Below are 23,801 nucleotides of genomic sequence, written 5' to 3' on the forward strand. Positions count from 1 at the left end.
ACAATTTTGACAGCCACATATCTTACATACAAAACGGCACCTGTAATTTCACTTACAGGTGCCGTTATATCAATCTATAGGCTTTCAGTTCTGTTAGCTCCGTGCTAAATCACCACTGAATTATCTGACTTATCACTGCTTCTCCTTCAGCGTAGCTGTAGCAGTCTGCTTCTCGTAGTTACCATTGTTGTTTCTGTAGTATACGATAGTTACCTTATCGCCAGGATTGCAGGCCACGATCTTGTCGTGGAATGTCTCCATATCTGCTATGTCCTCACCGTCAAGGCTGCAAATGATATCTCCTGACTGGAGTCCACACTCCTCTGCTGCTGAACCCTGCTCAACTGATGAGATATATACACCCTCAGGCATGTTCAGGAGCTGTGCGTACTGGCTTGTGATGGTCTGGGCAGATATACCGAGGTAAGCCTGTCCTGATGTTGTTCCATCATTTGACACATTCTTGCCTGCTATCAGGTCATTGATTATATCCTGTACATCTGATATAGGAAGTGCATAGCCCATACCCTCAACGCTTGTATCTGAATACTTGGCTGTGTTGATACCGATCAGCTCGCCCTGCATGTTGACAAGGGCACCACCACTGTTACCAGGGTTGATGGCTGCATCTGTCTGGAGTACCTTTACTGTCTCATCTGAAGCACTTATCTCTCTGTTAAGTGCACTTATATATCCAACTGTAACTGACTGTCCATATCCAAGTGCATTTCCGATTGCCACACAAGGATCACCTACTGTAAGATCATCCGATGAACCTACCTGAATCTCCTTTATCTCATTCAAAGTGTCATCTGATATGTCCGAAAGCTTGACTGTGACAACTGCTATATCATTGTTCTCAACGTATCCCTTTACCGTTGCCTCTGCACTCTTATCATCGACAAATGTAACTGACAGTGACTTAGCATTCTGTACCACATGATAATTAGTTGCAAGATACAGGTACTGGTCATCCTTGCCGATGATGATACCTGAACCGGCTCCTGTTGACTCCTGCTGATATGAATTGAACCAGTAATCATATGTTGTTACGTATGTTCCTGTGATCGATACGATGGAAGGCATAACCTTCTTGGCAACCGTTGACACATCGTACACTGTACTTGTCGTGTCTGATGATGCCTGCTTGAGCTGTGGTGCATTGTTCTCTGTTGAACCCTCAGCACTCTGCTCTGTTGTGGTCTGCGAATCTTTGCCGAGAAGCTTATCCGATCCATATCTGACCCCCTGGAATACAACGCCTGCCACAAGTCCGAATACAACAGCCGCTGCAACCACACTTGCTGCCTTCTTGCCAAATCCGCTCTTCCTGTTCTTTGGCTTCTTATCTTTTGCCTTCTTCTGTCTCATATTGTTATCTGAAGGCTTTCCTGTTCCCATATTGTTCATTGGATTGCCTGCCTGATTCTGATACCCCTGATTCATTCTCTGGCTGTCATACCATGCTTCCATGCCATTTACATTTCTCTGAAAACCTGAATATGAAGCGTTCTGAGCTGAACCCTGCGCACCGGCCGTCTGACTGTTCTGTGCTGAGCCATGTACACCGGCTGTCTGATTGTTCTGCGCTGACTGTGCGCCCTGAACATTCTGTGTCTGCTGTGAAGCATTTGTTGAAGGTCTGTCAAATCTTGAATCTCCACTGTTGTTCATATAGCTGTAATGATACAGACCATCCTGCTGTGGTGCCTGACCACTATTTCCATTCATCTGGTTCTTGTTTTCCTGTTCCATCTCTATCATCCTTTCGCATCTTTATTATCTTAATTCCTGTAATCGGTACCTTTCTCTTTCTTACAGTTGTTACTATACGCAGTAAATGTGTCATATTTGTGTCTTTATTGTTTTAATTCTGTGCACAAATGTTATATACTAGTCAGGTACGATCTCAAATAATCTCAAATAACCCTTATGGAGGATAATATATGTTTAGAGTATGGGGAAAACTTATAAAAGATAACCACCTCATGAAGGATACCGTGATATGCATATCCGACTACGAGATGACGCGTACCCACAAGGTATACAAGGCCCTTGAGGATATGTGCTACGAGTTTGACCTGGCAAAGCCGGTGTGGCTTAAGAAGAATAAGGATGAGTTTATCCACCACGCCAGAACCAGATTCACAGCGGATAACTTTGTGGAGGATATAGATTTTGACTACCTTGATTTTCAGGTAATAGAGGAGGAATACTAGATGTTTTCTGTCTCTTCAGTGAGCAAAAGCTACGGCAAAAATAAAATTCTGACATATGTGTCACTGTCCGTATCCCCGGGTGAATGCATCGCCCTGCTGGGAATCAACGGATCGGGTAAATCCACCCTGCTGGGAATACTATCCGGAAACATAAAGCCAGACTCAGGGTACTTCGGTTTCGACTGTCAGGCAAATGCTGCTCTGCTCCCACAGGACAATCCACTCATACCGGAACTCACAGCCATTGACAACATCAGACTGTGGCACCCCGGAAGCAGGAAAACAATCATGAACTCCCACAATATGAGCATATGTCAGTCTCTCGGTGTGGATTCATTTCTGGACAAACGTGTCTCAAAGCTCTCCGGTGGAATGAAGAAGAGGCTAAGCCTTGCCATCACGATGATGTCTGACCCGGATCTGCTTCTTCTCGATGAACCTCTGGCCTCGCTTGATCTTCTATGCAAGAACGGGATACTGAGCTATCTCCAGAATTACATATCACATGGAGGAAGTGTCATCATCGCCACACATGAGACATCTGCGCTGGATATATGCAACAAGATATACACACTGAAAAATGGACACATCCAACTGGCCATAGACAGAAATATCTCACCCGGATACACCTCACCTGAAACCTACATCAATCTGATCAGATCATAGCTTTATCTAAAGGAGTTTTATGTTTTACCGACTTATACGAACTGATTTGAAAAGAATAGCTCATTATGGAATATACATGGTAGTCGCAGCATTTGTCATGATGACGGTTTTCCTGTGTCTTGCGTTAAACGCGAACTCTTTTATCTACTCTGATGACCGCTCCGAACCACTTTCAATCGGAATCGTGATGAGTGCAGATTCAAAATTCGCACAGATGGCATACAACACGATATCTGATATGGACAGCTATCGCTCATCATGTGTATTCACAGAATTTTCAGACAAGGATACAGCCCTTTCAAGGCTCTCTGACGGAGACCTGTTCGCTGTGATCTACGTCCCTGACAATATCATAAGCGACATCATGGACGGAACGAACACACCTGTCGAGGTATACTATTCTGACAACCAGTCCATCGATACATTTGTGCTGAATGACCTCTTCCGCTCCACCTCCTCCATGCTCGGCATATCCCAGGCGGCCATATATTCGGTTCAGGCGATAGGAAGGAACATGGAGCTTCCCGAGGATATTCAGGACACGCTCAGCAACGATGTAAATGCCATGTTCATGACGAATGTTCTTGACAGGACTGCCAACTTCACCGTCGACAAGATAAATGCAACCAGAGCAGCAAATACCACCGACTTCTACATAAGTGCGGCGGTCCTTCTCATGATGATGCTGTGCAGCGTTGTTTTCTTCCCATTCCTGCTCGACCTCCCAGCCTCTTACATAACAAAGCTCAGGTCACAGGGAATTGGCAAAGTCAGACGCAATGTCAGCAATTTCATATCCATGTTCATATGGCTGTATATCCTTTATATAACTGTATACATGGCTCTCGCCCTGGCATCACTGTTTATCGATGAATTGCATGTAAATATCCACATGAGCGGGATACTGTTCGGAATCGTCATAGCTACATGTGTCGCGGTATATACGCTGCTAATAAGTCTGGTTCCCGCAGGGATACACGGCTGCACACTGCTTCTCACTGTGGTCACTGTCATACTGGCCTATGTGAGCGGCTTATTCATACCGGAAGCCATGCTTCCAAACTTTGCAAAGGATATATGCCATGGATCGCTGCTCAATAAGCTTGTGCAGACACTGTGCATATATTTATCATAAATTTACGGAGATACATCTATGAACCATATAAGACAGATAAACTTACTTATAAAGAGAATACTGTGCCGTCCCGCCATGATCGTCGTTCTGCTGGTCATCCCCGCTGTGCTGATCGCTGTGAGCCTTCTGCCAGCCAGAAAGCAAAGCACCGAGATCGTGTCCGGCGTGTATATTGAAAGTTCTGACGAACACACGGATGCTTTCCTGTCGTATCTCACATCGACATCCACGGGATTTACCTTCAGGCACTATGAATCCCTGAAAGACATGAAGGATGATGTAGCATCCGGCAGGATCGACTCCGCGTACATGGTTCCTGATGGTTTCAGTGAATCAATGATCCACTCTGACGGGAAGCGCCACATAACCGTGTATACAACCGATGGAAGCTCATTCCAGTCTGTGTCCGAAGAATCCGTGTATGCCGCCCTCCTGTATGCATATGCGGCAGACATGTCTGTATGTATGCTCCAGGATCGTTATCTGGCAAATGTCCCATACGACGAGACCCAGGTGTCAGAATACATCAGTGATAGATTTAAGGGATATATCGAAAATGAGGACATTTTCACCATCGAGAGCGGACTCACCGGAAAATACACGGCATCAACAGATATTGCGCCAAACAATTTTCCTGTGGAAATATTGGTTTACATAACTTTGTTCGTATGTTCTCTCCTGGGACTTCAGAACTATCTCCGGGATCTGGACTGTGGGGCTTACTCTATCCTCTCCTCCAGAAAAAAAGCCGGATTCTGTGTAAAAAATATAGCAGCGGGAATTATTCCCGCTGCCATTATCAGCTTTATATCCTTGATCATATATTCCGGCACCAATGGCTGTCTCAATGTCCTGCTGCATATCGCCGCAGTGTCAGTCATCAGCCTTGCTGCTGCACTCATATTCAGAGTGATATTCAGGCGCTATAAGATATTTACTATAGCTCTGCCATTCATCATCATCTGTACTCTTCTCCTGAGTCTTCTATCAATGCTCTCGCAGATGTAGACTCTGTGATCTGCTTTACCAGACATCCATAGCTGTCAGCCGGCACCGCCACATTGAAGCACACATCTGCAGTGTAATCCGTACTGTCTATCAGTGCATCACTGTTGCTGAGAAGATATTGTACCTTACCCGAATCGTTGTAGTTCGTGGTTATCTTCACCAGCTTCATAAGCTGCATCTTATGTATACCCGCATCAGACAGTGCAAGCTTGGCTGCCTCGGTGTATGCTCTCACAAGACCACCTGTTCCGAGCAGTGTTCCACCAAAATACCTTGTGACCACTATACATATATTAACCACCGCATTCCCCGTGATAACCTCCAGGATGGGTTTTCCAGCCGTTCCCTGCGGTTCTCCGTCATCAGAGAATCTTAGCAATGTATTCTCGCTGCCTATGGCAAATGCATAGCAGTTGTGCCGTGCATCATAGTGCTGCTTCCTGATCTTCTCGACAAAGGCATATGCCTCTTCCTCCGAGGACACAGGGACTGCATAGCCGATGAATCGTGATTTCTTCTCGACTATCTCGTCCTGCCCCTCCTGTAATATCGTGTTGTATGTCTCTATCATCGCTTCTCCGAATTGCTGGTGAGCAGCTTGCCCAGCTCATCCATAAATGTATTCACATCCTTGAACTCTCTGTACACTGATGCAAATCTTACATAGGCTACCTGATCAAGATCCTTGATCTTATCCATGACTATCTCACCTATGGTCGTGCTCTCTATCTCTCTCACTTCCATGTTGAAGATGGTGTTCTCTATGTCATCTATGCACTTTGTGACTGCTTCCGCTGAAACCGGACGCTTATGGCATGACTTTATGACACCTGACTCTATCTTGGAACGGTCATAAGTCTCTCTGTTCTTGTCCTTCTTGATGACTATGAGAGGTATGGTCTCCACCTTCTCATATGTGGTAAATCTCTTACCACAGGCGTCACACTGTCTTCTTCTTCTGATCGCACTTCCATCCTCCGCTGGTCTGGAATCGATAACCTTTGTATCATCTGCTGAGCAAAATGGGCATCTCATATAATTTTCTCCTTACGATATTATAGTGCAGACGCATTAGAGGCGCTCCGCGCGGCGTCCGCGTCATCGCAAGAAATCTCCCACCTTCGGAGGGACCTTCTTACGATATTATCTTTACTGGGCACTTGGCCTTACATGCACCACAATTTGTACACTTCTCCGGATCTATGTGAGCAAGGTTTCTGTCTATCGTGATGGCTCCAGCCTCACAGTTCCTTGCACACAGTGTACATCCGATACATCCTGCGCTGCAGGCTGCCTTGACCTGAAGACCCTTGTCATGGGAATTACATCTGACAAGTCTCTCTGCATCATATGGAACCAGCTCTATCAAGTGTCTCGGGCATTCTGTGACACATTTGCCGCATGCCTTACACTTCTCCTTATTAATTACCGCAATTCCATCTATAATGTCAATAGCCCCGAACTCACATACTGCCTTACATGAGCCATAACCTGTACATCCATATGTACATGCCTTAGGACCGCTGTTTGGATTGTTCTGTGCCAGCTTACAGTCCCTTGGTCCAACATACTCGTATACATCCTTCGCCTTCTCGCAGTCTCCTGCACACTTGACAAATGCCACATACCTTGTATTTTCAGCGTTTTCCACGCCCATGACCTCACTGATCTTCGCTGCCACTGCCTCGCCTCCAACAGGACACGCTGATGGCGGCATCTCACCTTTGGCGATGGCCGCTGCCAGTCCGTCACATCCCGGATAACCACATCCACCGCAGTTATTTCCCGGAAGGAGCTCTCTTACTGCTATTTCTTTCTCATCTACTTCTACCTTAAATTTCTCTCCTGCGACCCCCAGAAGGATACCTATCACAATACCTACGCCTGCGACGACTGCCACAGCTATCAATATTCCTGTCATATCCGCACCCTCCTTATATCAATCCTGAGAAACCGAAGAACGCGATCGCCATAAGACCTGATGTGATGAGAACTATAGGGGTTCCCTTGAACGCCTCAGGTATAGGGCTGTGCTCAAGTCTCTCTCTGATTCCTGCAAGTATCACTATGGCTATAGTAAATCCGACTGCAGAGCCACATCCGTTGATGGTACTCTCAAGTATACCGTAACCGCTCTGTACATTTGAGAGAGCGATACCAAGCACGGCACAGTTGGTCGTGATCAGTGGAAGGTAAACTCCAAGTGATTCATACAATGACTTGACCTTCTTCTTGAGGAACATCTCAACAAACTGTACAAGTGCTGCGATCACAAGGATGAACACTATGGTGTTGAGGTACTCAAGTCCGAATCTTCTCAGTATGCCGTAATACACAACGCTGGTGACAAATGAAGCTATGGTCATGACGAACACAACCGCTGCTCCCATTCCGGTTGCTGTGTTGACACTCTTGGACACTCCAAGGAAAGGACACAGTCCGAGGAACTGGCTGAGGATAACATTATTTACAAGTGCCGCTCCGATGGCTAACAATAAAATATTCATTATCTCTTACCTCCCTTTCCTTTTTTCTTCTTTATATGAGCCATTGTCTCCTTGAGCTTTATGTCGGAATCTGCTGGCTCGTTCTCTGCAGAGTGTTCTGGCTGCTCTGCTTCCGTCGGCTGATCCGTTGATGGCTGCTCTGCTGCCACTTTATCTGCTACTTCCTGTTCTGCTGCTGGCTGCTCTGTTGACTTCTCATTCTGGAGATTGTCCTGACTGTCTGACTGAGTCTCTGTAACAGTCTGCTGCTCCTCATCTGGCGTCTTTTCCTGCTGAACTTCCTCAGCATGCTCCTTAAGCATCTTTCCTGTCGCATTCGGAACAAGCTTTATGTCGGCGAGGACTGACTCTCTGGTCGGTGCATATGGGCTGAGTCTTGGCTCATCCTTCTTCGCCTCATCTGGCTTGTCAGCCTCTGGCGCTGTATTCTTTGCTGCATCCTTATCTGCCGCTGCAGGTGTCTCTTCCTGCTTCTTAACCTGTTTTGCATCCGCTGAAGGTTTCGCCGGAGCCTCTGCTGCCTTTACAGGAGCCGGAGTCTCTGAAACCAGCTTGCCACAACATGCTGCATTGATACAGCCTGCACATGAGTCCGGTCTGCATGCTGCCGGGATCTCCTCTCCATTTGCCAGTGCCTCAGCTGCCTTCTTTGCATTTCTCTTGTTGATAAATGCTATGATGAATGCAAGCACGAAGAATGCACCAGGTGCAAGTACGAATATTGTTATAGGTGTGTACAGGCTGAGTGCATTGCCTATACCCTTTATAATTCCCGATGAGTTCTGAAGTAAGTTGCCATCTCCAAGTATCTGGAATCCAAATACACAGCCCTTTCCGACAAGCTCTCTGAACATTCCTATAAGTGTAAGGCCAACTGTAAATCCAAGGCCCATTCCAAGTCCATCAAATATAGATGGAAGTACCTTGTTCTTGGAAGCATATGCCTCGGCACGACCAAGGATGATACAGTTTACAACTATAAGTGGTATATACAGTCCAAGGCTGCTGTTGAGTGATGGCAGGTACGCCTGCAGCAGAAACTGTATGATAGTAACAAACGAAGCTATGATAACTATAAATGATGGTATTCTGACCTTATCAGGTATAACCTTTCTGAGTGCTGAGATCATGAAGTTGCTGAGCACCAGGATACATGTGGTCGTAAGTCCCATTCCTGCGCCATTGATGGCTGATGATGTAACCGCAAGTGTCGGACACATTCCAAGCATCTGTACGAAGGTCGGGTTCTCTTTCACAATACCATTATATAAACGCTCTGTACATTTTCCCATTACTTGTCACCTCCGTTCGACGCTGCAGATGAATCAGCAGCATCGCCATTTATGGACTTCACATACTCAAGTCCCGCATTCACCGCATTGGTAACCGCATTTGTTGTGATGGTAGCTCCTGACAGGGCATCTATCTCCTCGTCCACTGTGGCACCTGACTTGGTGTACTGGAACTTATCGACCTTCTTGCCTGCGAACTGTGACTTGAAGCTGTCTGTGTCAGCCTCCATACCAAGTCCTGCAGTCTCTGAGAGTGACAGGAATGAAATTCCATTTGTCGTTCCATCCGCTCTGACTCCCATGGCAAGCTGAAGGTCTCCACTATACGCCTCATGTGATGTGACAGTCACAACATATCCAAGTGCTGAACCATCGCTGCCCTTTGCTTCCACGATCTCATCTATATCTGCGTTATATCCGGCATCTGACAGGATCTTTGCAGCCGCATCGGCATCAAAGTCAGCATAGCTGTCAAACGAATCCGCATCATCGAATACCGCCTTATATGCCTCTTCCTTTGCTTTCTGCTCTGTAACTGCTATAGGATCCTTTGTGATCTTATATACATAAGCCAGTGCAAATCCTGCTATGACTGTGATTATCATGATTGCTATAGTTGCTATAACAATCGACTTTGTATCCATCTTGGACTTTGTTCCGGCTGTGTCACCCTGGGCTGCAAGCTCTGCGCCCTCTCCGAAGCTCTTCGGCTGTGTCCATCTCTCAATGAGTGGCACAAGCAGGTTGGAGAATATGATCGCATATGATACGCCCTCTGCTGATCCTCCGTATATTCTGAAACAGAATGTGAGTATACCAAGTATCACACCGAACAAGGCCTTACCCGCAGGTGTGATTGGTGATGTAACATAGTCAGTTGCCATAAAGAATGCTCCAAGCATCAGACCACCACCGCACAGGTGTGCTGCGAGGAATGTAAGATCAAAACCTCTACCCGATGCAACCGCATATATCATAATGAGCACCGCAAATGTTCCTATATATGTAAATGGAATAACCGGCTTTATAACTCTTCTGATCAGAAGATAAGCCGCACCAACAAGTAAACATACAACTGATGTCTCACCTATGGTTCCCGGTATATTTCCAAGAAACATATTGAGTACATTGACATTTGCCAGATCCCCTGTGTTCTTGAGCACTGCAAGAGGTGTAGCAGTTGTCACACCATCATACGAGAATGATGTCATTCTTCCTGCAAATGATATGAGAAGGAAACATCTTGCGCCCAGCGCTGGATTCATGAAGTTGAATCCCAGTCCTCCAAAGAGCTGTTTAACTATTATAATGGCAAATGCACTTCCGAGTATCGCCATCCACACCGGTACATCCGGTGAGAGGTTCAGTGCAAGAAGAAGTCCTGTTACAACTGCACTGAGATCGCTTATGGTTACTTTTCTGTTCATCATCTTCTGGTACAGCCACTCAAACAGCACGCATGAGACCACGCATGTGAGTATAAGTATCATAGCGTTCAGCTCGAAGTTGATGATTCCAAATACGGTTGCCGGAAGCAAAGCAATGATCACATCCAGCATAATGCTCTGTGTACTTCGTTTATCTCTGACATGTGGAGATGACGAAATCTTAAATGTATTATCCAATGTGTACACCTCCTACTTCTTTTTATTCGCAATGATGGATTTTCTTGTTCCCGCAATGGTCTGTGTCAGATGTCTCTTCGCCGGACACACATACGAACAGCATCCACACTCACAACACTCCATTCCGTTGTGAGCCAGGAATCCCTCTGTATCCCCATGCTCAGCCAGTGAAGCAAGCATCGAAGGAACAATACGTCCCGGACACACATCAACACAGCGTCCGCATCTGATACAGTTGCTCGGTTCAAGGTCTGCCACCTCGTCATGTGTCATACACAGCAGTGCCGACACTCCCTTGGTTGCAGGAACATCCAATGAGAAAAGTGCCTTTCCCATCATAGGACCGCCTGAGATCACCTTCTCAGGAACCACACCATCCTTAAATCCACCCGCAGCCTCTATAAGCTCCTGACAGTTTGTTCCTATCCTCACCATAAGATTGCATGGATTCTCTATGGCATCACCTGTTATGGTGACTATCCTTGTGTAGAGTGGTCTTCCCTCTATAACTGCCTCATATATGGACACGATGGTATCAACATTGTGAACTATACATCCAGCATCCGCTGGAAGCATCTTGGAGTTGACATATCTTCCAGTGTTAGCATATATGAGCTGACGCTCGGCACCCTGAGGGTACTTGGTCTTCATCACATGGACTTCGATCTTGTCATTGTCCTTTACCTTATCCCTGAGAAGTTCTATTGCCTCAGGCTTATTATCCTCTATGGCGATGATTCCCTTTGCATGATCAAACAGATTGATACATATCTCAAGTCCCAGTATCAGCTTGTCCGGTTCCTCCATCATCCTTCTGTAATCCGAAGTAAGATATGGCTCACACTCTGCGCCATTTACTATTATGTAGTCGATCGCATCCTCGTTCTTCGGGGACAGCTTGACATTTGCAGGGAAACCGGCGCCGCCCATTCCTACTATTCCGGCCTCCTTGATAATCTCCTTCACATCCTCTCTATACAGAGTGGACAGATCTTTTACATTTGCTGCAAAGTCGATCTCCTCAAACAGGCCATCATTCTCTACAACTATTGATTCAACCTTTGATCCACCAGGCACATATCTCGGCTCGATCGCCTTGACCTTTCCCGATATGGATGAATGTATATTCGCTGACACGAAGCCACTGGTCTCCGCAATCTTCTGACCAACCAGGACTCTGTCGCCCTTCTTCACTATAGGTGTGGCCGGTGCCCCTATATGCTGACTCAGCGGGTACACGCAGTCACCTTTTGGAAGGTATTCTCTGACAGGCTTTTCCATTGACAATTCTTTGCCTTCATATGGATGAATTCCGCCCAGAAATGTTAACAAACCCATGTTCTACCTCTTTTCCTTATATATTTTTATTAAAAAAAATCTCCCTATATAATAACGCTTTAAGCCCTCAAAAACAACCTAAATGGGGATATATTATCATTTTAAAATATGGAAATTCTTCTGCTTATCCGCATAAAAAACGATCACATATAAGATATAGACACTTATGTCTTTTCTGTATCTTACATGTGATCATTTATAAATTCATTCGGATATCATTCTAATATTCTATGGACGGAAGCTTTCTGACAAGCACAGCCCCCGCCAGGCCTATGCACACACCGGCTATAGTTCCCGATATGCACAGCACCGGCATATACAACATGATATTGCCACTCTTCATGAGAAGTGCTGCCATTGCTATTTGCCCTGCGTTGTGGCTCACTCCGCCTAGTATGCTCGTTCCAAGGAGACCAAACAGATCCTTTTTCCTGCAAAGCGTCATGACCAGAAGTGACAACACCGCTCCCGCCATGCTGTATACCATAACCGTCATATTGCCAAACAACAGCGATGACAGCACCACTCTCACCAGTGACACTATCCACGCATCTGATATCCTCAGCCTGTACATGACAACTATGGTGACCATATTTGCAAGTCCCAGCTTGATTCCCGGAACAGCTATATTCACCGGGATCATGGATTCAAGATAGGAAAATACCATGGCTATGGCCACGAACATACCTGTGTATGTGATCCTTTTTGTACTCCAGCCATGCATTCTATCCACCGCCGTCTCTGAACTTTTCTGATCATTTTTATCTCTACTGCACATCTATATCTCTTTCCCCGCCACCTTGTATCTCTATGACAAGCTTGTGTGGAAGACATGTTATCGTCTCTCCTCTCCTGCTCTTCCAGCCCATATCCACGCACACCTTATCCGGACAGTCCGCATCACTGACACGGATCTTCCCAGATTCAACCACAACAGTGTTGCTGCCCCTGTCCGTGTTAAACTCATAGGTATCGTCGACTGTCATGTCTATGGTCTGCACCAGTTTGTCATCTATATACACATCCGCGGTATTGCCCGTCGGAAGCACAAGCCGCATGACAAGCCAGCATATAATTCCCGCTACTAAAAGGACTACACACAATATCAGATCTTTTTTTCTAAACCATCCTGCCATATCTTCACATCACTCTGCCAATTTATAGTCTTCTGCCATTATGGTGAATCGGTCCTTCAGGCCTTCACTGACATACACATTCTTATCCTCATCTATGATGACGGCCTCCGCACCATACTCCTGAATGGTCTTCATAGCCTTATCCTTATCCATCAGCATACACAGTGTGGACAAGGCGTCACTGGTCAGTCCGTTATCACACACTACCGTGGCCGCTATAGTGCCATTCCATGCCGGATATCCTGTCCGGGGATCAAGTATGTGGTGGTATCTCCTGCCATCCTGCTCAAAATACTTTTCATAATCTCCCGATGTGGATACAAATGCCGTCTCCCCATCGCCAAACCTTATGACACCCATGGTCGTTCCCTCTCCAGCTCTCGGATCCTTGACACCGACCTTCCAGGCTGTACCATCAGGCTTGCTTCCGTATACGACTATACTTCCGCCCAGGGCCACACATGCACCGACCGCATCAGTACCCTTGAGATACTCTGCTGCCATGTCACAGCCATATCCCTTGCCGACTGCTCCCAGATCAAGCATCATACCAGGCTCTGATATCCTTAACGTATCGCCATCCACACTTACCTTTGACACATCCACCAGCCTCAGTGCACTGTCTATATCCGCCTGTGATGGAATCTCTGTCCTGCCATCTTCTATCCCCCACACATCCGCCAAAGGCCGTATGGTGATATCCAGCAGATCGTCATGAGCCCTCGATATGTCAAGCGTCTGCTTCAGCACACCCGCAAGCTCGCTGCTCACCGTGATATCCTCATCAGGCTTATATGTGTTGTTCACCCTGTATATCTCAGAGTCCGCTGAGCGCCATGACAGCACATCCTTGTCCAGGCTGTCTATGAGCTTCAGCATCCCGTCTATATTCTCACTGCCATGGCTTCCATACACTGTAAATGACGCAGCCGTTCCCATGGTGATCGTGTTCCTTGTATATTCACTTTCACCTGACCGTCTCACGCCTGATATGATGACCATAGCAATCACAGCCACCATGACAACCACTACGGCTGCTATCCTGTACCATTTCTTCATGGTCTGCCTACCTCTGTGTTATTTCAGATATTCATCGTGAACCTGTTCTCTCAGCGAATATCTGAAGGATTTCTCGTACTCCACATTCTCATTGATACTGTGATTTACTTCCTCAAAGAAGCTCTGGTTGATGATATCCATGGAGTAGAATATAGGGTAGTTGCTGTTCTTCTCCCACATCATAACCCCACCATCCACGGATTCCTTTCCATACTCCTCCTCGTAGCGTTTCTTGCAGTCTCCACTGCACAGATATACATGACACAAACCATTGAGCGTCTTTTTCAGCATATCCGTTCTAAGTATATATCCATCACAGTCTATCGCCCAGTCCGGTATCACATCAGGCTTCACTATTACTATGATTGGCATATGTCTGTCAGGGCTCTCAACAATCGCATTCAGCTTGTCGTAACTGATCTCTTCAGGGCTTGAGCCCTCCTCCATGACTATTCCAGCGTCAACAAAGCCCACCTGATTAAACATATCCTTCATGAACTTCGGTCTGCTGTATCTTCTCTCCTTGACATTGATGGTCTCACATATGTTCTCCACATTTACATCATACATATCCCCGGCACTCACCATATCTACTGTCACATGCCATATAACACCCGCCTCGGAATTGCTTATGTGCTGGAAATCCATATGAAACTCATTGATCTCATATGTTATATATACCTTATATCCTATGGTGGAATAATCCACACTAGTGAGCTCCTCCGGCATCTGTGGGAACACCATACTGATGTGCTCCCTAACCCATTTGTATATAATATCACACGCCTTGTCATACCCTGCTGATGGTATTCCAACCCTGTGGCTGTACACAACATTTGGAACCATTGGCTTTATCTCAGTCTTCACCTCTGGTCTGACCGCTGGAACGAACTGCTCCTTGTCAAGCAGCCTTGATATATACTCGTTGTGGACTATCTCCTTGTTGATCAGATAAATAACTCTGTCAGGAGTCAGCTCCTTGTGATACTTCTTGTTGAGCAGTATCTCAACCAGTTCGCGCTTGCTCACAGTGTGGAACTGCGCCACGATATCCGGATTGTTGTCCAGATATTCCCTGAGCTCAGGCTTAAGCGGATCCTGCGTGATCCTGAGCCTGTATTTGCTTCTTATGGCATTCTCCCAGTTCTTCTCCTTGTACTGTGAGTCGTGAATACTGTTGAAAATCTGCATGATAGACCAGTCGCACAGCTCCAGATTGGCTATGATACTGTTCATAACTCTGGACAGATCCTCATGTCCAGTCCACAGATCGGTCTCCTTGGAATCAGAACCCAGCTTATACTTATATCTCATCTCATGCTCTATCTCATGCCAACCCTCGAAGAGCACCGTCCTGAGCTGTACCTCAAATGTCTGGTCAAATGGCTTGTTCCACACACTTGCAGGTATGTTTCGCAGATATTTGCTCGGTATCCTGAACACACCGTTACATTTCTGTGCCTCAAATTTGTTCTCCTCATTCTTCGTCTTGGACCAATTGTCCAGAAGAAACGTCTCCTCAAGTATCTTCTCACATATATCCATGTCCTCCAGATAGAACAGGTTGATTCGTATACCTATGATATCCTGAATCTTTCTTCCACCTTCCTGCATGGAGTATTTACCAGTCTCCAGCTTGTGCAGAAGTGACGATTCTGACTTGATTCTCGATGTACTGTTAAAATATATTCCCGCATTGTTCAGCTTCGTGACAAGAGTGTTGAGCAGACTCATCTTCACATTGTTGATCTCCTCTATCTCCTGTTCCTGAAGAAGCTTCTCGTCACTATTATAGTCATAGATGCTATAATCCATTCCATCATTCCTTTTCTGTAATTATATATCAATCCGCCCTGCGGCGTCTTTCCTATATCCACGCATATCTTTATCTAGTATATCACAATAATTGTGTATTTTGCTTAAAATAAAATGAACATTTTATAAAAAACAGTGCAATTCCACCCTTATAGTATAAAATCCACTCCATTTTCTTGCGAAAGTAAAGGCTTGTATATATAATTAAAAGGCTAGAACACAAATGAGAGGTTAAATTATGATTTTAGACTGTCAGAACATCTGCAAAGCATTTGGCACAGATGTTATATTGGACAATATTTCTTTTCATCTTGAGGAAAAGGAGAAAATGGCTATAGTCGGCATAAACGGCGCCGGCAAGACCACTCTTCTCAAGATAATAATGGGTGAGGAAAGTGCTGACTCCGGTCAGGTCATAGTGTCAAAGGACAGGACCATCGGCTATCTGTCCCAGTATCAGGAGAGCAATTACAACACTACTGTCCGCGGTGTCATGATGGATGCACTAAAGCCTATCCTTGAGCTTCAGGACAGGATGCACGAACTGGAACACACCATGGCTGAACAGACCGGTGAGGAGCTCGAGAGATCTCTGGAGCTCTACAACCGCTACACCCACGAATTCGAATATAAGAACGGCTATAGCTGTGAGAGCGAGGCAAATGGAGTTCTCAAAGGACTAGGTTTCTCCAAGGAGGATTATGACCGCCACACGGACTCTCTGTCCGGTGGCCAGAGGACAAGACTTGCACTCGGCAGACTACTCATGGTGAAGCCGGATATCATCATCCTTGATGAGCCGACAAACCATCTGGACATGGAATCCATCTCATGGCTTGAGGGCTTCCTGTCATCCTACCAGGGAAGCGTCATCATCGTCTCCCACGACCGTTATTTCCTCGACAAGATCGTGACCAAGATAGTCGAGCTCGACAATGGCCACAGCCAGGTATACAATGGCAACTACACCTACTTCGCACAAAAGCGTGCAGAGATCCGTGAGAACATGATGAAGGCATATCTCAACCAGCAACAGGAGATCAAGCATCAGGAAGAGGTCATCACGAAGCTCAAGCAGTTCAATCGTGAGAAGTCCATCAAGCGTGCAGAGAGCCGTGAGAAGATGCTCTCACGTATAGAACGTCTCGATAAACCAACCGAGGTTGCATCCGAGATGAGGATTACTCTTGAGCCTAACGTACTTAGCGGCGAGGATGTTCTTACGATCGAAGGACTCTCCAAATCATTTGGCGACAATAATCTGTTCTCAGGAATAGATATGGATATCAAACGTGGCGAACACGTCGCCCTGATAGGTGGAAATGGAACCGGAAAGACAACCATACTGAAGATGATCAACAGGCTTGTATCCAAAGATGCCGGAGCTATCATACTTGGATCACGCGTCAAGATCGGTTACTACGATCAGGAACATCAGGTACTCACGATGTCCAACACCATATTCGACGAGATAAGCGACGCCTACCCTGATCTGTCCAACACCAGAATCCGTAATGTCCTTGCGGCATTCCTCTTCACAGGTGAGGACGTGTTCAAGAGGATACAGGATCTGTCAGGTGGCGAGCGTGGACGTGTGTCCCTTGCCAAACTGATGCTCTCTTCCGCCAACTTTCTTATTCTGGATGAGCCGACGAACCACTTGGATATCACATCAAAAGAGATCCTGGAGAATGCCATAAGGAACTACACCGGCACTGTCCTGTATGTATCTCACGACAGATACTTCATCAACCAGACGGCCACAAGGATCATCGAGTTAAGGGACAAACAGCTCACAAGCTATATAGGCAATTACGATTACTACGAGACCCACCGAACGTATTCCACAGATTCAGGAAGTCCATTCACTCCAATAAGCGGAGTCTCTGACGCACCGGCCCAGACCCCTCCCGCTGTCTCACAGGCCAAGCTCTCATGGCAGGAAAGCAAAGCTGAAGCGGCAAGGCAGCGCAAGAAGGCAAATGACCTGAAGAAGCTTGAGGCATCCATCGAGGAACTTGAGAACAGGATCGCAGAGATCGATGAACAGTTTCTTCTTCCTGAGAACGCCACAAATGTCGGTCTGCTGAACGACCTCACAAAGCAGAGGAACGAAGCCGACACAGAACTCAACGAGCTCTACACAAAATGGGAGGAACTGTCCGAGGAGGACTGATGGCGGGATCGCTCATGTCAAACCTGCAGGCTTAACTATATCAACAAATACAAAAAACACCATATACGACTACAGCAAAGAGGATCCATATAAGGTATCCACTCACCGTATTCATATATGGTGTTTTCTTTGTTATCATGCACAGTTCCCTGTACATTTATGTCAATCTCTCTACATTCTAATGTCTCACATGAATTATCTTCATGGCATACTGTCCCGACAGATCATATGCAGAATTGCTTATATAGACCTGATCGCTGCTGCCCATTCCACCCTGAATGATCCAGTATTCAGGCATATTTCCGCTGTTAGAACCCCAGTCATGCACATATGCCTCACATGCCGAAGCCGGAACTCCAAGCTTTCTCAGATACTGCTTAAGTGCAGTCGCTGAAGAGAACTTTCCAAAATAGATTCCGACATGGGTCGGCTCTCCATTCGTATAGTAGACAACTATATCACCAGGCAGGAGCGCATCGTATGAGAAGTCCTCCCTGTCCGCTGTGAGCTCGTAATCCGTCGCCTCACCCCAGCTTCCATTCTGCGCCAGAATCGCCTTGGCGATGACCTTGCGGAGTGCCCAGTCTGAGCATATATTTGATGAACTGATCACGAATCCGCCATTTGCAAAGTCAGTGTACTTGACTGACATATCACTTCCCGGAGTGCTGCTGCCTGCGTATCTAAGCGCATTTGCCACAAATACATTGCAGTAGATTCCTGTCTTGCCCAGATATTCATTGACAACCCTCTTCATCCATTCATCAAAATCCCAGCTTATCGAATCTGTCTTGAAGCATCTTCCCCAACTGTCAAATTCATACTCCACATCACCCACTACTATCTTCGTGAGTTTACTGCAGCGTCCATTTGCATCGCTGAAATAATACACCTTCTTGTTGTTGATCTTGGCGTTCTTAAGACCCTCAGACTTGTCGTTGAGCAGCTTGCCACTTCTGTACTCGGAATATCCTGTACTCTCGTCATAATACACATATTCAGTTACAGTTCCCTCATCGCCTACATAAGCCGCACTGTAATCACTAATCGTCTGCCAGCCCTTTGTTCTGACAGCCTTACCTGTTTTACCAAAGTAACTGCAGTTGTCCTGCAGTCTCACCACAGAATTCTTCTTTACTATCCATCTGTTATTCGAGAATACTCTGTACGTGTCTGCATATCCCGATACAGTATGTGTCGATCTGTAATATATCGCATCAGATATTCCCGTGCTGTCCGTGTGGAGCACAACATGTCCAAATGAAGGTATCCACGCATTCACCGCAGCCGTCCAGCCGCCCTCGCTCGCCACCTTCTGACATCTGTATCTTATGCCGTCCACCTGTACAAAATAGGTTGCCTCTCCGTTTCTTATGTAATACTTCTTATCCCTTGAGATCTCATACCACTTCGTGACGTTGCTCTTCGCACCGTTCACAAAGTAATAATATCTTCTGTTTACCTCGTATACACCGGTTGCCGTACTGGTCCATTTCCCCGACGAATACTGGTACAGTCTTCCCGACTGCATCCGCCTTACTGCCTTGCCGTCCACCGCAAAATAATACACGCAGTTTCCTGATGTGATCCAGGTCGATCTCACCGCAGCGCCGTCACTTCCAAAGTAATAATAGTCTTCTCCAAACTGCTTCACCACGTTCTTGACCGGAATACCCGCTTCGTAGTAGTACACTCTGGAATTTTCTGTTCTGAGTCCCTTGTACGCATTTCCATTCTTGTCAAACAGGACTTTTATATTATTTACCATGACCGCCTTATTCTTGACGGTGATCCTGACTGTTCCATTATAGCTGTAGAAATAATTGCCGTGATAAGCGCTCACAACATGCCCATCAAAAAGCTGGATATACTTCACATCATTTCCAGACATGCTTCCGGATATATCCGCGTCAACAAGCTCCCCTGCCGGTGAACTGCTGCCATATTTGTACCAGCCATCCCCCACAACAGCCTTGCCACTCACAAAGTAATCACAGTACCCGGATCTTGTGAACAGTCCTGTCGCCGGACTGCCCTCGGTATAATACACTCCATTGTAATATCCTGTCAGAGCTACAGAATAGTCCCTGGCAAATGTAAACTTTTTGAGCTCTATGGTATTGCCGCTCTTAACACTCATGTTGACATATCTGCTTGAAGAATTATAATTCGCTGACTTCAGCATCTCAAAGCTGGTGTCTGTGTAGCTTCCGTTATACTGCACATTTGCATCGCTGTCATCCGCTGCGACAAGATAAAACTTGGAGTTATATCTTATCAGTGCATATGTGATAAGCGTATCACTGTCCTCACCTGAACCAATGAAGTAACTCTCGCCCTCCGCAAAGCTGAGTCTGAACATGCCATCGGTGGAGTTCGTAAACACATACGTACTGCTGTTCATCTTAAGTGCTGTTTTCTCCACCACGCTGGTAGGCGTCGCCACCCCCGGAGCCTCCGTATCCGCATATACAGATGCAGCCACATCCCCTGCAGTCTCCGCTTTGGCCGTCATGTTCCCCACACACGCCATCTCCGTCAGCAGAACAAATGCCACAGCGATGAGCAGAGCAAGAAATCTTACGTTATTCGACTTATACAATCCCTTCCTTATTGTCCTCAACATACTTCCTCCTGAGTATTTATTATGTATCTATAGTACACGATTTTGGCTGCATGTGAAATACAATATCTGATATTTTTCCGATATCTTCTCCACAAATTTCTTCGCCCCCGCCATATTTCTGTCATCAAGATTGACAAATGGATCATCCATTATGAGCATCGGCTTTTCATCCTGATACATGCTGTCCACTATTGCAACTCTTACACACACTCCGAGGATATCCGCCAGTCCCGAGCTCAAGGTCTGAGAATCCCTGTACATTCCCTGCTCTCTGTACCTGATTGTCATATCCGGGGCCGCCTGTACATTTCCTGCATGCTCTCCTGTAACGCACTCATAATACCTGTCAAATGCCTCCATGACTGGCACCGAATGTCCCACTGCAAATGTATCCCTGGCCTCCCCCAGCAGCTCGTACGCCTTTACGTTGAGCTCGTATCTGTGCAGATCGTCTTCCAAAGCCTTTTTCTTATCCGCCAACGATGCCTTCACAGCAGATATCTCCTGTCTTCGAAGCTTGAGCTCCGCCAGTTCCCTGGCATACTCGCCAAGTCTCATGTTTTCTGCCATATAGACCGACATCTCCTCATCCATATCGGATTCGTCATCGGCTGTATATATATCATCTGATCCGTCCGATCTGGTATCATCAACGGCATCCCCCGGCTCTTCCACCTTATTCTTCCTGTGCCTGATCTTTTCATTTATCCCGCGTATAATGTAGTAGATTCCGAGTACACAAAACATACCTGCACATACAACAAATATAATCATAGCCATATCGTCAGGTTCTTCTATTCCAAGCATAAATTTCCACATTCCCAGAGATAGAAGTGCTGCGATCAACGCACAAAATCCTGTCATGATATATTTACTGTCACGCTGTCGTCCCATCCGGTTCTGATTCTGCATTTCTATCTCACGGATATTTTTATTCAGCTCATTTATACTTCTGTCTATTCCATCAAGCTCCCTGACCTGCTCACGCATCCCATCAAGCTCATATTTTCTCCTGTACAGTTCCCCCGTCCGCTTGGTTGGCGACTGCCTGTTTATAACATTCTTCAGTATCTGTCTGGCATTCTCATAATTGCTTATATCATCCGTGCTGTCAGCGATATTACCAAGCTTAGCACTTATCCCATCCGTCGCCCAGGTCCGGCAGTCATCCTGCCCTATGTACATACTTCTCACAAATGACGCAGAATCCACATGAAACAGCTCCTCCCCAAGCTTATCCGTGAACATTCCTGTCACAGCATGAGTCGCCTCGTCGTATATCACGCATTTGTCATCGCTCTTCTTCGCGCCAAATGTCCTCTGAACCCTGTAGTTTCTGCCCCTACTCTCAAATACCAGTTCTCCGCCATAGGCAGCCCCCGACCACGGGCGATATCTTTTTCTTTCATTCTCAATGTCATTTCTCTTCGTCTCACCGTCGAAGCCATACAGCATGACCCGGATAAAAGCAGCAAGAGTCGACTTGCCCCAGCCATTATCCTGGACAAATGTATTTATCCCATCCTCGAACTGGACTTCCATGTTATTCAATTTGCCAAATCCATCTATATAACAAGATATCAATCTCATACTTAAAATATCTCCTCGCCCGCAAGAGCCCTGAGTCCTGTTTGGATCACATATGCCTTGTCATTTTCACTCATATCCTGCCCCATGACCTTCCTCACGAATTCGCCCTTGAGGGACGCATCATTCATATACCTCGTGTAATCCACCTGAAAATCCGTGTGATCCAAGATCTCCATATAGTAGAACGAATCCTGAAACTGCTTAGTCAGATAATCCGTGTTTATCTCGCTCTCAACATTTACCGCGCCTGTGAGGGATACCCTCACCATGTCCCTGGACTCATCTTCCATTGTCCCCGGCAGTTCCTGATACAGTCTGTCAGCGATCATGTCCGCCGCATCAGAGCTTGACTCTGCCCCTGTCACGTCCACTTCCACATCGAACAGCCTTCTATAGGCAAATGACACAAATTCGGTCTCAACCGTATGTCTCCTCTCATCCACATCAAGCACCATAAAGCCGTGCTCACCACACTCGTCAAAGCCCCTGCCCTCCAGACATCCCGGATAGCAGTAGAATCCCCTGTGATCAAGGCTTTCCAGCTTTCTTCCGTGCACATGTCCCAGAGCCAGATAATCTATGCCTCTTCCCCTGAGTTTCTTCAGGCATACATCATTCATGTTGCGAGCCCTGCCATATTCCTGCTCCTGGCCGTGGAGTGTGACAATATTTATATCGTTCTCATCCAATTCGAGTTCATCATATATGCTGTTGCAGTTTTCGTCATTCAGCACAGCGCCCGCGATCACTATATGTGATCCCTTAAGCTGATACTGCGTCCACTCATCTCCGAATAAATACAGATTCTCTGGGAGTCTCCGCCCCGCAAATAAGCTTTCATCCGGGTCATGATTTCCCCTCAGATAGAACACATCTATGTCAGCATACTTCGCTATCTCCCCCAGAACAACATTTATCGTCGTGGCAGACACTGTCTCTGAATCAAAGAGATCCCCCGCTATTATTACCGCCTGCACGTCATTCTCTGCAGCATACCCGAATATTTTCCTGAATGTGTTAAGTATCTCATTTCTTCTGCCTCTGGCTCTTTCTCTTCCAAGATGTGCACTCAGGGCTGAATCAAGATGGATATCCGCACAGTGTATTATTCTCATAGTTCCTCAACCTCAGTCATCTCTATTCTTTTTCTATATTAACATAATACGAAAAAATTTGCTCATAAAGAATAAAGTCCACGGCATATGCCGCGGACCCTGTCTACATCATATCATATACCTCCTGTCTGATACACATGTGTTTTCTCCCTGTATTCAACAGTAGAAAACTGTCTCTTAAGTTCATACATGAAGTATATTGCTCCTTGATTTTCGTTCCGTAATTATTACGGATTTCGTTTTTTCACAAACAAAAAACGCCAGAAGCCTTGGTTTTACAAGGTTTCTGACGCCTGTCTAGCAGGGGATGAGAGAATCGAACTCCCACCAAAAGTTTTGGAGACTCCTATCATACCATTTGACCAATCCCCTATATACAGAAAAAATTTAACACCTGCTGCAGCGTTAAATTTTCCCGGTACGTTTTATTCTGTACCTTCAGAATTTCACACAGAAAGAGGTATCTTCTAAAGCTTATCTCCTAGAAACCTCTA

19 protein-coding genes, 1 tRNA gene and 2 pseudogenes are annotated in these 23,801 nt (G+C 46.1%); 5 read left to right on the forward strand and 17 right to left on the reverse strand.

Annotated features, from left to right (window positions below; all coding sequences use genetic code 11):
* Window positions 1-132: 132 nt before the first annotated feature.
* Entirely contained in the window at window positions 133-1,755 is a 1,623-nt protein-coding gene (locus DXB91_RS12880) for a S1C family serine protease (protein WP_243003568.1), read from the reverse strand.
* A gap of 191 nt (window positions 1,756-1,946) precedes the next feature.
* On the opposite strand from DXB91_RS12880, the gene DXB91_RS12885 reads away from it, so the two are divergent.
* From DXB91_RS12885 to DXB91_RS12900, 4 genes are read left to right on the forward strand one after another with little or no spacing between them, the layout of a single operon-like run.
* Window positions 1,947-2,219, forward strand: coding sequence for a hypothetical protein (locus tag DXB91_RS12885; protein ID WP_015533105.1), 273 nt, complete (start codon window positions 1,947-1,949; stop codon window positions 2,217-2,219).
* Window positions 2,220-2,885 (forward strand): ATP-binding cassette domain-containing protein, encoded by a 666-nt coding sequence (locus DXB91_RS12890; RefSeq protein ID WP_118018380.1) that lies wholly within the window; start codon window positions 2,220-2,222, stop codon window positions 2,883-2,885.
* A 19-nt stretch (window positions 2,886-2,904) separates the two neighbouring features.
* Window positions 2,905-4,020, forward strand: coding sequence for an ABC transporter permease (locus tag DXB91_RS12895; RefSeq protein WP_118018382.1), 1,116 nt, complete (start codon window positions 2,905-2,907; stop codon window positions 4,018-4,020).
* 18 nt (window positions 4,021-4,038) lie between these two features.
* Window positions 4,039-5,028, forward strand: coding sequence for an ABC transporter permease (locus tag DXB91_RS12900; protein ID WP_118018384.1), 990 nt, complete (start codon window positions 4,039-4,041; stop codon window positions 5,026-5,028).
* Here DXB91_RS12900 and DXB91_RS12905 read toward each other — a convergent pair.
* The 12 genes and pseudogenes from DXB91_RS12905 to DXB91_RS12955 form a co-directional block, all read right to left on the reverse strand.
* Window positions 4,979-5,599, reverse strand: coding sequence for a YigZ family protein (locus tag DXB91_RS12905; RefSeq protein WP_015533102.1), 621 nt, complete (start codon window positions 5,597-5,599; stop codon window positions 4,979-4,981). The two genes, DXB91_RS12900 and DXB91_RS12905, sit on opposite strands and share 50 nt — an antisense overlap.
* Window positions 5,596-6,063, reverse strand: a complete 468-nt coding sequence (nrdR, locus tag DXB91_RS12910) for a transcriptional regulator NrdR (protein WP_015533101.1) — start codon at window positions 6,061-6,063, stop codon at window positions 5,596-5,598. Before nrdR ends, DXB91_RS12905 begins: the two co-directional genes overlap by 4 nt.
* A gap of 100 nt (window positions 6,064-6,163) precedes the next feature.
* A complete protein-coding gene (locus DXB91_RS12915) occupies window positions 6,164-6,949 on the reverse strand; it encodes an RnfABCDGE type electron transport complex subunit B (protein WP_015533100.1) in 786 nt (261 codons plus the stop codon).
* A gap of 13 nt (window positions 6,950-6,962) precedes the next feature.
* Window positions 6,963-7,535 (reverse strand): electron transport complex protein RnfA, encoded by a 573-nt coding sequence (locus tag DXB91_RS12920; RefSeq protein ID WP_015533099.1) that lies wholly within the window; start codon window positions 7,533-7,535, stop codon window positions 6,963-6,965.
* Window positions 7,536-8,185: 650 nt separating this feature from the next.
* Window positions 8,186-8,827: pseudogene (gene rsxE / locus DXB91_RS14775) on the reverse strand (electron transport complex subunit RsxE); the annotation flags it as partial.
* Entirely contained in the window at window positions 8,827-9,471 is a 645-nt protein-coding gene (locus DXB91_RS14780; protein ID WP_334294701.1) for an RnfABCDGE type electron transport complex subunit G, read from the reverse strand. The gene DXB91_RS14780 and the pseudogene rsxE, both read right to left, overlap by 1 nt.
* A 48-nt stretch (window positions 9,472-9,519) precedes the next feature.
* Window positions 9,520-10,452: pseudogene (locus DXB91_RS14785) on the reverse strand (RnfABCDGE type electron transport complex subunit D); the annotation flags it as partial.
* A 12-nt stretch (window positions 10,453-10,464) separates the two neighbouring features.
* Entirely contained in the window at window positions 10,465-11,790 is a 1,326-nt protein-coding gene (gene rsxC / locus DXB91_RS12935; protein WP_015533097.1) for an electron transport complex subunit RsxC, read from the reverse strand.
* A 220-nt stretch (window positions 11,791-12,010) separates the two neighbouring features.
* Window positions 12,011-12,568, reverse strand: coding sequence for a Gx transporter family protein (locus tag DXB91_RS12940; RefSeq protein WP_022216220.1), 558 nt, complete (start codon window positions 12,566-12,568; stop codon window positions 12,011-12,013).
* Entirely contained in the window at window positions 12,558-12,926 is a 369-nt protein-coding gene (locus DXB91_RS12945) for a NusG domain II-containing protein (protein WP_117549136.1), read from the reverse strand. Before DXB91_RS12945 ends, DXB91_RS12940 begins: the two co-directional genes overlap by 11 nt.
* A 9-nt stretch (window positions 12,927-12,935) precedes the next feature.
* Complete coding sequence (locus DXB91_RS12950; protein WP_118018390.1) at window positions 12,936-13,985, reverse strand: FAD:protein FMN transferase; 1,050 nt, start codon at window positions 13,983-13,985, stop codon at window positions 12,936-12,938.
* Between the two features lie 18 nt (window positions 13,986-14,003).
* The gene (locus tag DXB91_RS12955; RefSeq protein ID WP_118018392.1) at window positions 14,004-15,800 is read right to left on the reverse strand and encodes a hypothetical protein; all 1,797 of its coding nucleotides are present in this window, start codon (window positions 15,798-15,800) and stop codon (window positions 14,004-14,006) included.
* Window positions 15,801-16,038: 238 nt separating this feature from the next.
* On the opposite strand from DXB91_RS12955, the gene DXB91_RS12960 reads away from it, so the two are divergent.
* A complete protein-coding gene (locus DXB91_RS12960) occupies window positions 16,039-17,976 on the forward strand; it encodes an ABC-F family ATP-binding cassette domain-containing protein (RefSeq protein ID WP_118018394.1) in 1,938 nt (645 codons plus the stop codon).
* A 178-nt stretch (window positions 17,977-18,154) separates the two neighbouring features.
* On the opposite strand, the gene DXB91_RS12965 is transcribed toward DXB91_RS12960, so the two are convergent.
* The 4 genes from DXB91_RS12965 to DXB91_RS12980 all read right to left on the reverse strand — a co-directional run bounded on the left by DXB91_RS12965 (window position 18,155) and on the right by DXB91_RS12980 (window position 23,679).
* Window positions 18,155-20,602, reverse strand: a complete 2,448-nt coding sequence (locus DXB91_RS12965) for a hypothetical protein (protein ID WP_118018396.1) — start codon at window positions 20,600-20,602, stop codon at window positions 18,155-18,157.
* 27 nt (window positions 20,603-20,629) lie between these two features.
* A complete protein-coding gene (locus DXB91_RS12970; RefSeq protein WP_118018398.1) occupies window positions 20,630-22,192 on the reverse strand; it encodes an ATP-binding protein in 1,563 nt (520 codons plus the stop codon).
* A 2-nt stretch (window positions 22,193-22,194) separates the two neighbouring features.
* Window positions 22,195-23,307 carry a metallophosphoesterase family protein gene (locus DXB91_RS12975; protein WP_118018400.1) on the reverse strand — a complete coding sequence of 371 codons (1,113 nt, stop codon included), beginning with the start codon at window positions 23,305-23,307 and terminating at the stop codon, window positions 22,195-22,197.
* A gap of 301 nt (window positions 23,308-23,608) precedes the next feature.
* A tRNA-Trp gene (locus tag DXB91_RS12980) sits at window positions 23,609-23,679 on the reverse strand.
* Between the last annotated feature and the right edge of the window lie 122 nt (window positions 23,680-23,801).

This window comes from Coprococcus sp. OM06-34AC (assembly GCF_003462545.1).
GTDB classification, from domain to species: Bacteria; Bacillota; Clostridia; order Lachnospirales; family Lachnospiraceae; genus Coprococcus; species Coprococcus aceti.

Excerpts from the sequence above, each read along its gene's own strand:
- DXB91_RS12970 (WP_118018398.1), bottom strand. The coding sequence starts at position 22,192 with ATGAGATTGATATCTTGTTATATAGATGGATTTGGCAAATTGAATAAC.
- DXB91_RS12880 (WP_243003568.1), bottom strand. The coding sequence starts at position 1,755 with ATGGAACAGGAAAACAAGAACCAGATGAATGGAAATAGTGGTCAGGCA.
- DXB91_RS12950 (WP_118018390.1), bottom strand. The coding sequence starts at position 13,985 with ATGAAGAAATGGTACAGGATAGCAGCCGTAGTGGTTGTCATGGTGGCT.
- DXB91_RS12955 (WP_118018392.1), bottom strand. The coding sequence starts at position 15,800 with ATGGATTATAGCATCTATGACTATAATAGTGACGAGAAGCTTCTTCAG.
- DXB91_RS12885 (WP_015533105.1), top strand. The coding sequence starts at position 1,947 with ATGTTTAGAGTATGGGGAAAACTTATAAAAGATAACCACCTCATGAAG.
- DXB91_RS12890 (WP_118018380.1), top strand. The coding sequence starts at position 2,220 with ATGTTTTCTGTCTCTTCAGTGAGCAAAAGCTACGGCAAAAATAAAATT.
- DXB91_RS12900 (WP_118018384.1), top strand. The coding sequence starts at position 4,039 with ATGAACCATATAAGACAGATAAACTTACTTATAAAGAGAATACTGTGC.
- DXB91_RS12975 (WP_118018400.1), bottom strand. The coding sequence starts at position 23,307 with ATGAGAATAATACACTGTGCGGATATCCATCTTGATTCAGCCCTGAGT.
- nrdR (WP_015533101.1), bottom strand. The coding sequence starts at position 6,063 with ATGAGATGCCCATTTTGCTCAGCAGATGATACAAAGGTTATCGATTCC.
- DXB91_RS12960 (WP_118018394.1), top strand. The coding sequence starts at position 16,039 with ATGATTTTAGACTGTCAGAACATCTGCAAAGCATTTGGCACAGATGTT.
- DXB91_RS12945 (WP_117549136.1), bottom strand. The coding sequence starts at position 12,926 with ATGGCAGGATGGTTTAGAAAAAAAGATCTGATATTGTGTGTAGTCCTT.
- DXB91_RS12920 (WP_015533099.1), bottom strand. The coding sequence starts at position 7,535 with ATGAATATTTTATTGTTAGCCATCGGAGCGGCACTTGTAAATAATGTT.
- DXB91_RS14780 (WP_334294701.1), bottom strand. The coding sequence starts at position 9,471 with ATGGATACAAAGTCGATTGTTATAGCAACTATAGCAATCATGATAATC.
- DXB91_RS12965 (WP_118018396.1), bottom strand. The coding sequence starts at position 20,602 with ATGTTGAGGACAATAAGGAAGGGATTGTATAAGTCGAATAACGTAAGA.
- DXB91_RS12940 (WP_022216220.1), bottom strand. The coding sequence starts at position 12,568 with ATGTGCAGTAGAGATAAAAATGATCAGAAAAGTTCAGAGACGGCGGTG.
- DXB91_RS12905 (WP_015533102.1), bottom strand. The coding sequence starts at position 5,599 with ATGATAGAGACATACAACACGATATTACAGGAGGGGCAGGACGAGATA.
- DXB91_RS12895 (WP_118018382.1), top strand. The coding sequence starts at position 2,905 with ATGTTTTACCGACTTATACGAACTGATTTGAAAAGAATAGCTCATTAT.
- DXB91_RS12915 (WP_015533100.1), bottom strand. The coding sequence starts at position 6,949 with ATGACAGGAATATTGATAGCTGTGGCAGTCGTCGCAGGCGTAGGTATT.
- rsxC (WP_015533097.1), bottom strand. The coding sequence starts at position 11,790 with ATGGGTTTGTTAACATTTCTGGGCGGAATTCATCCATATGAAGGCAAA.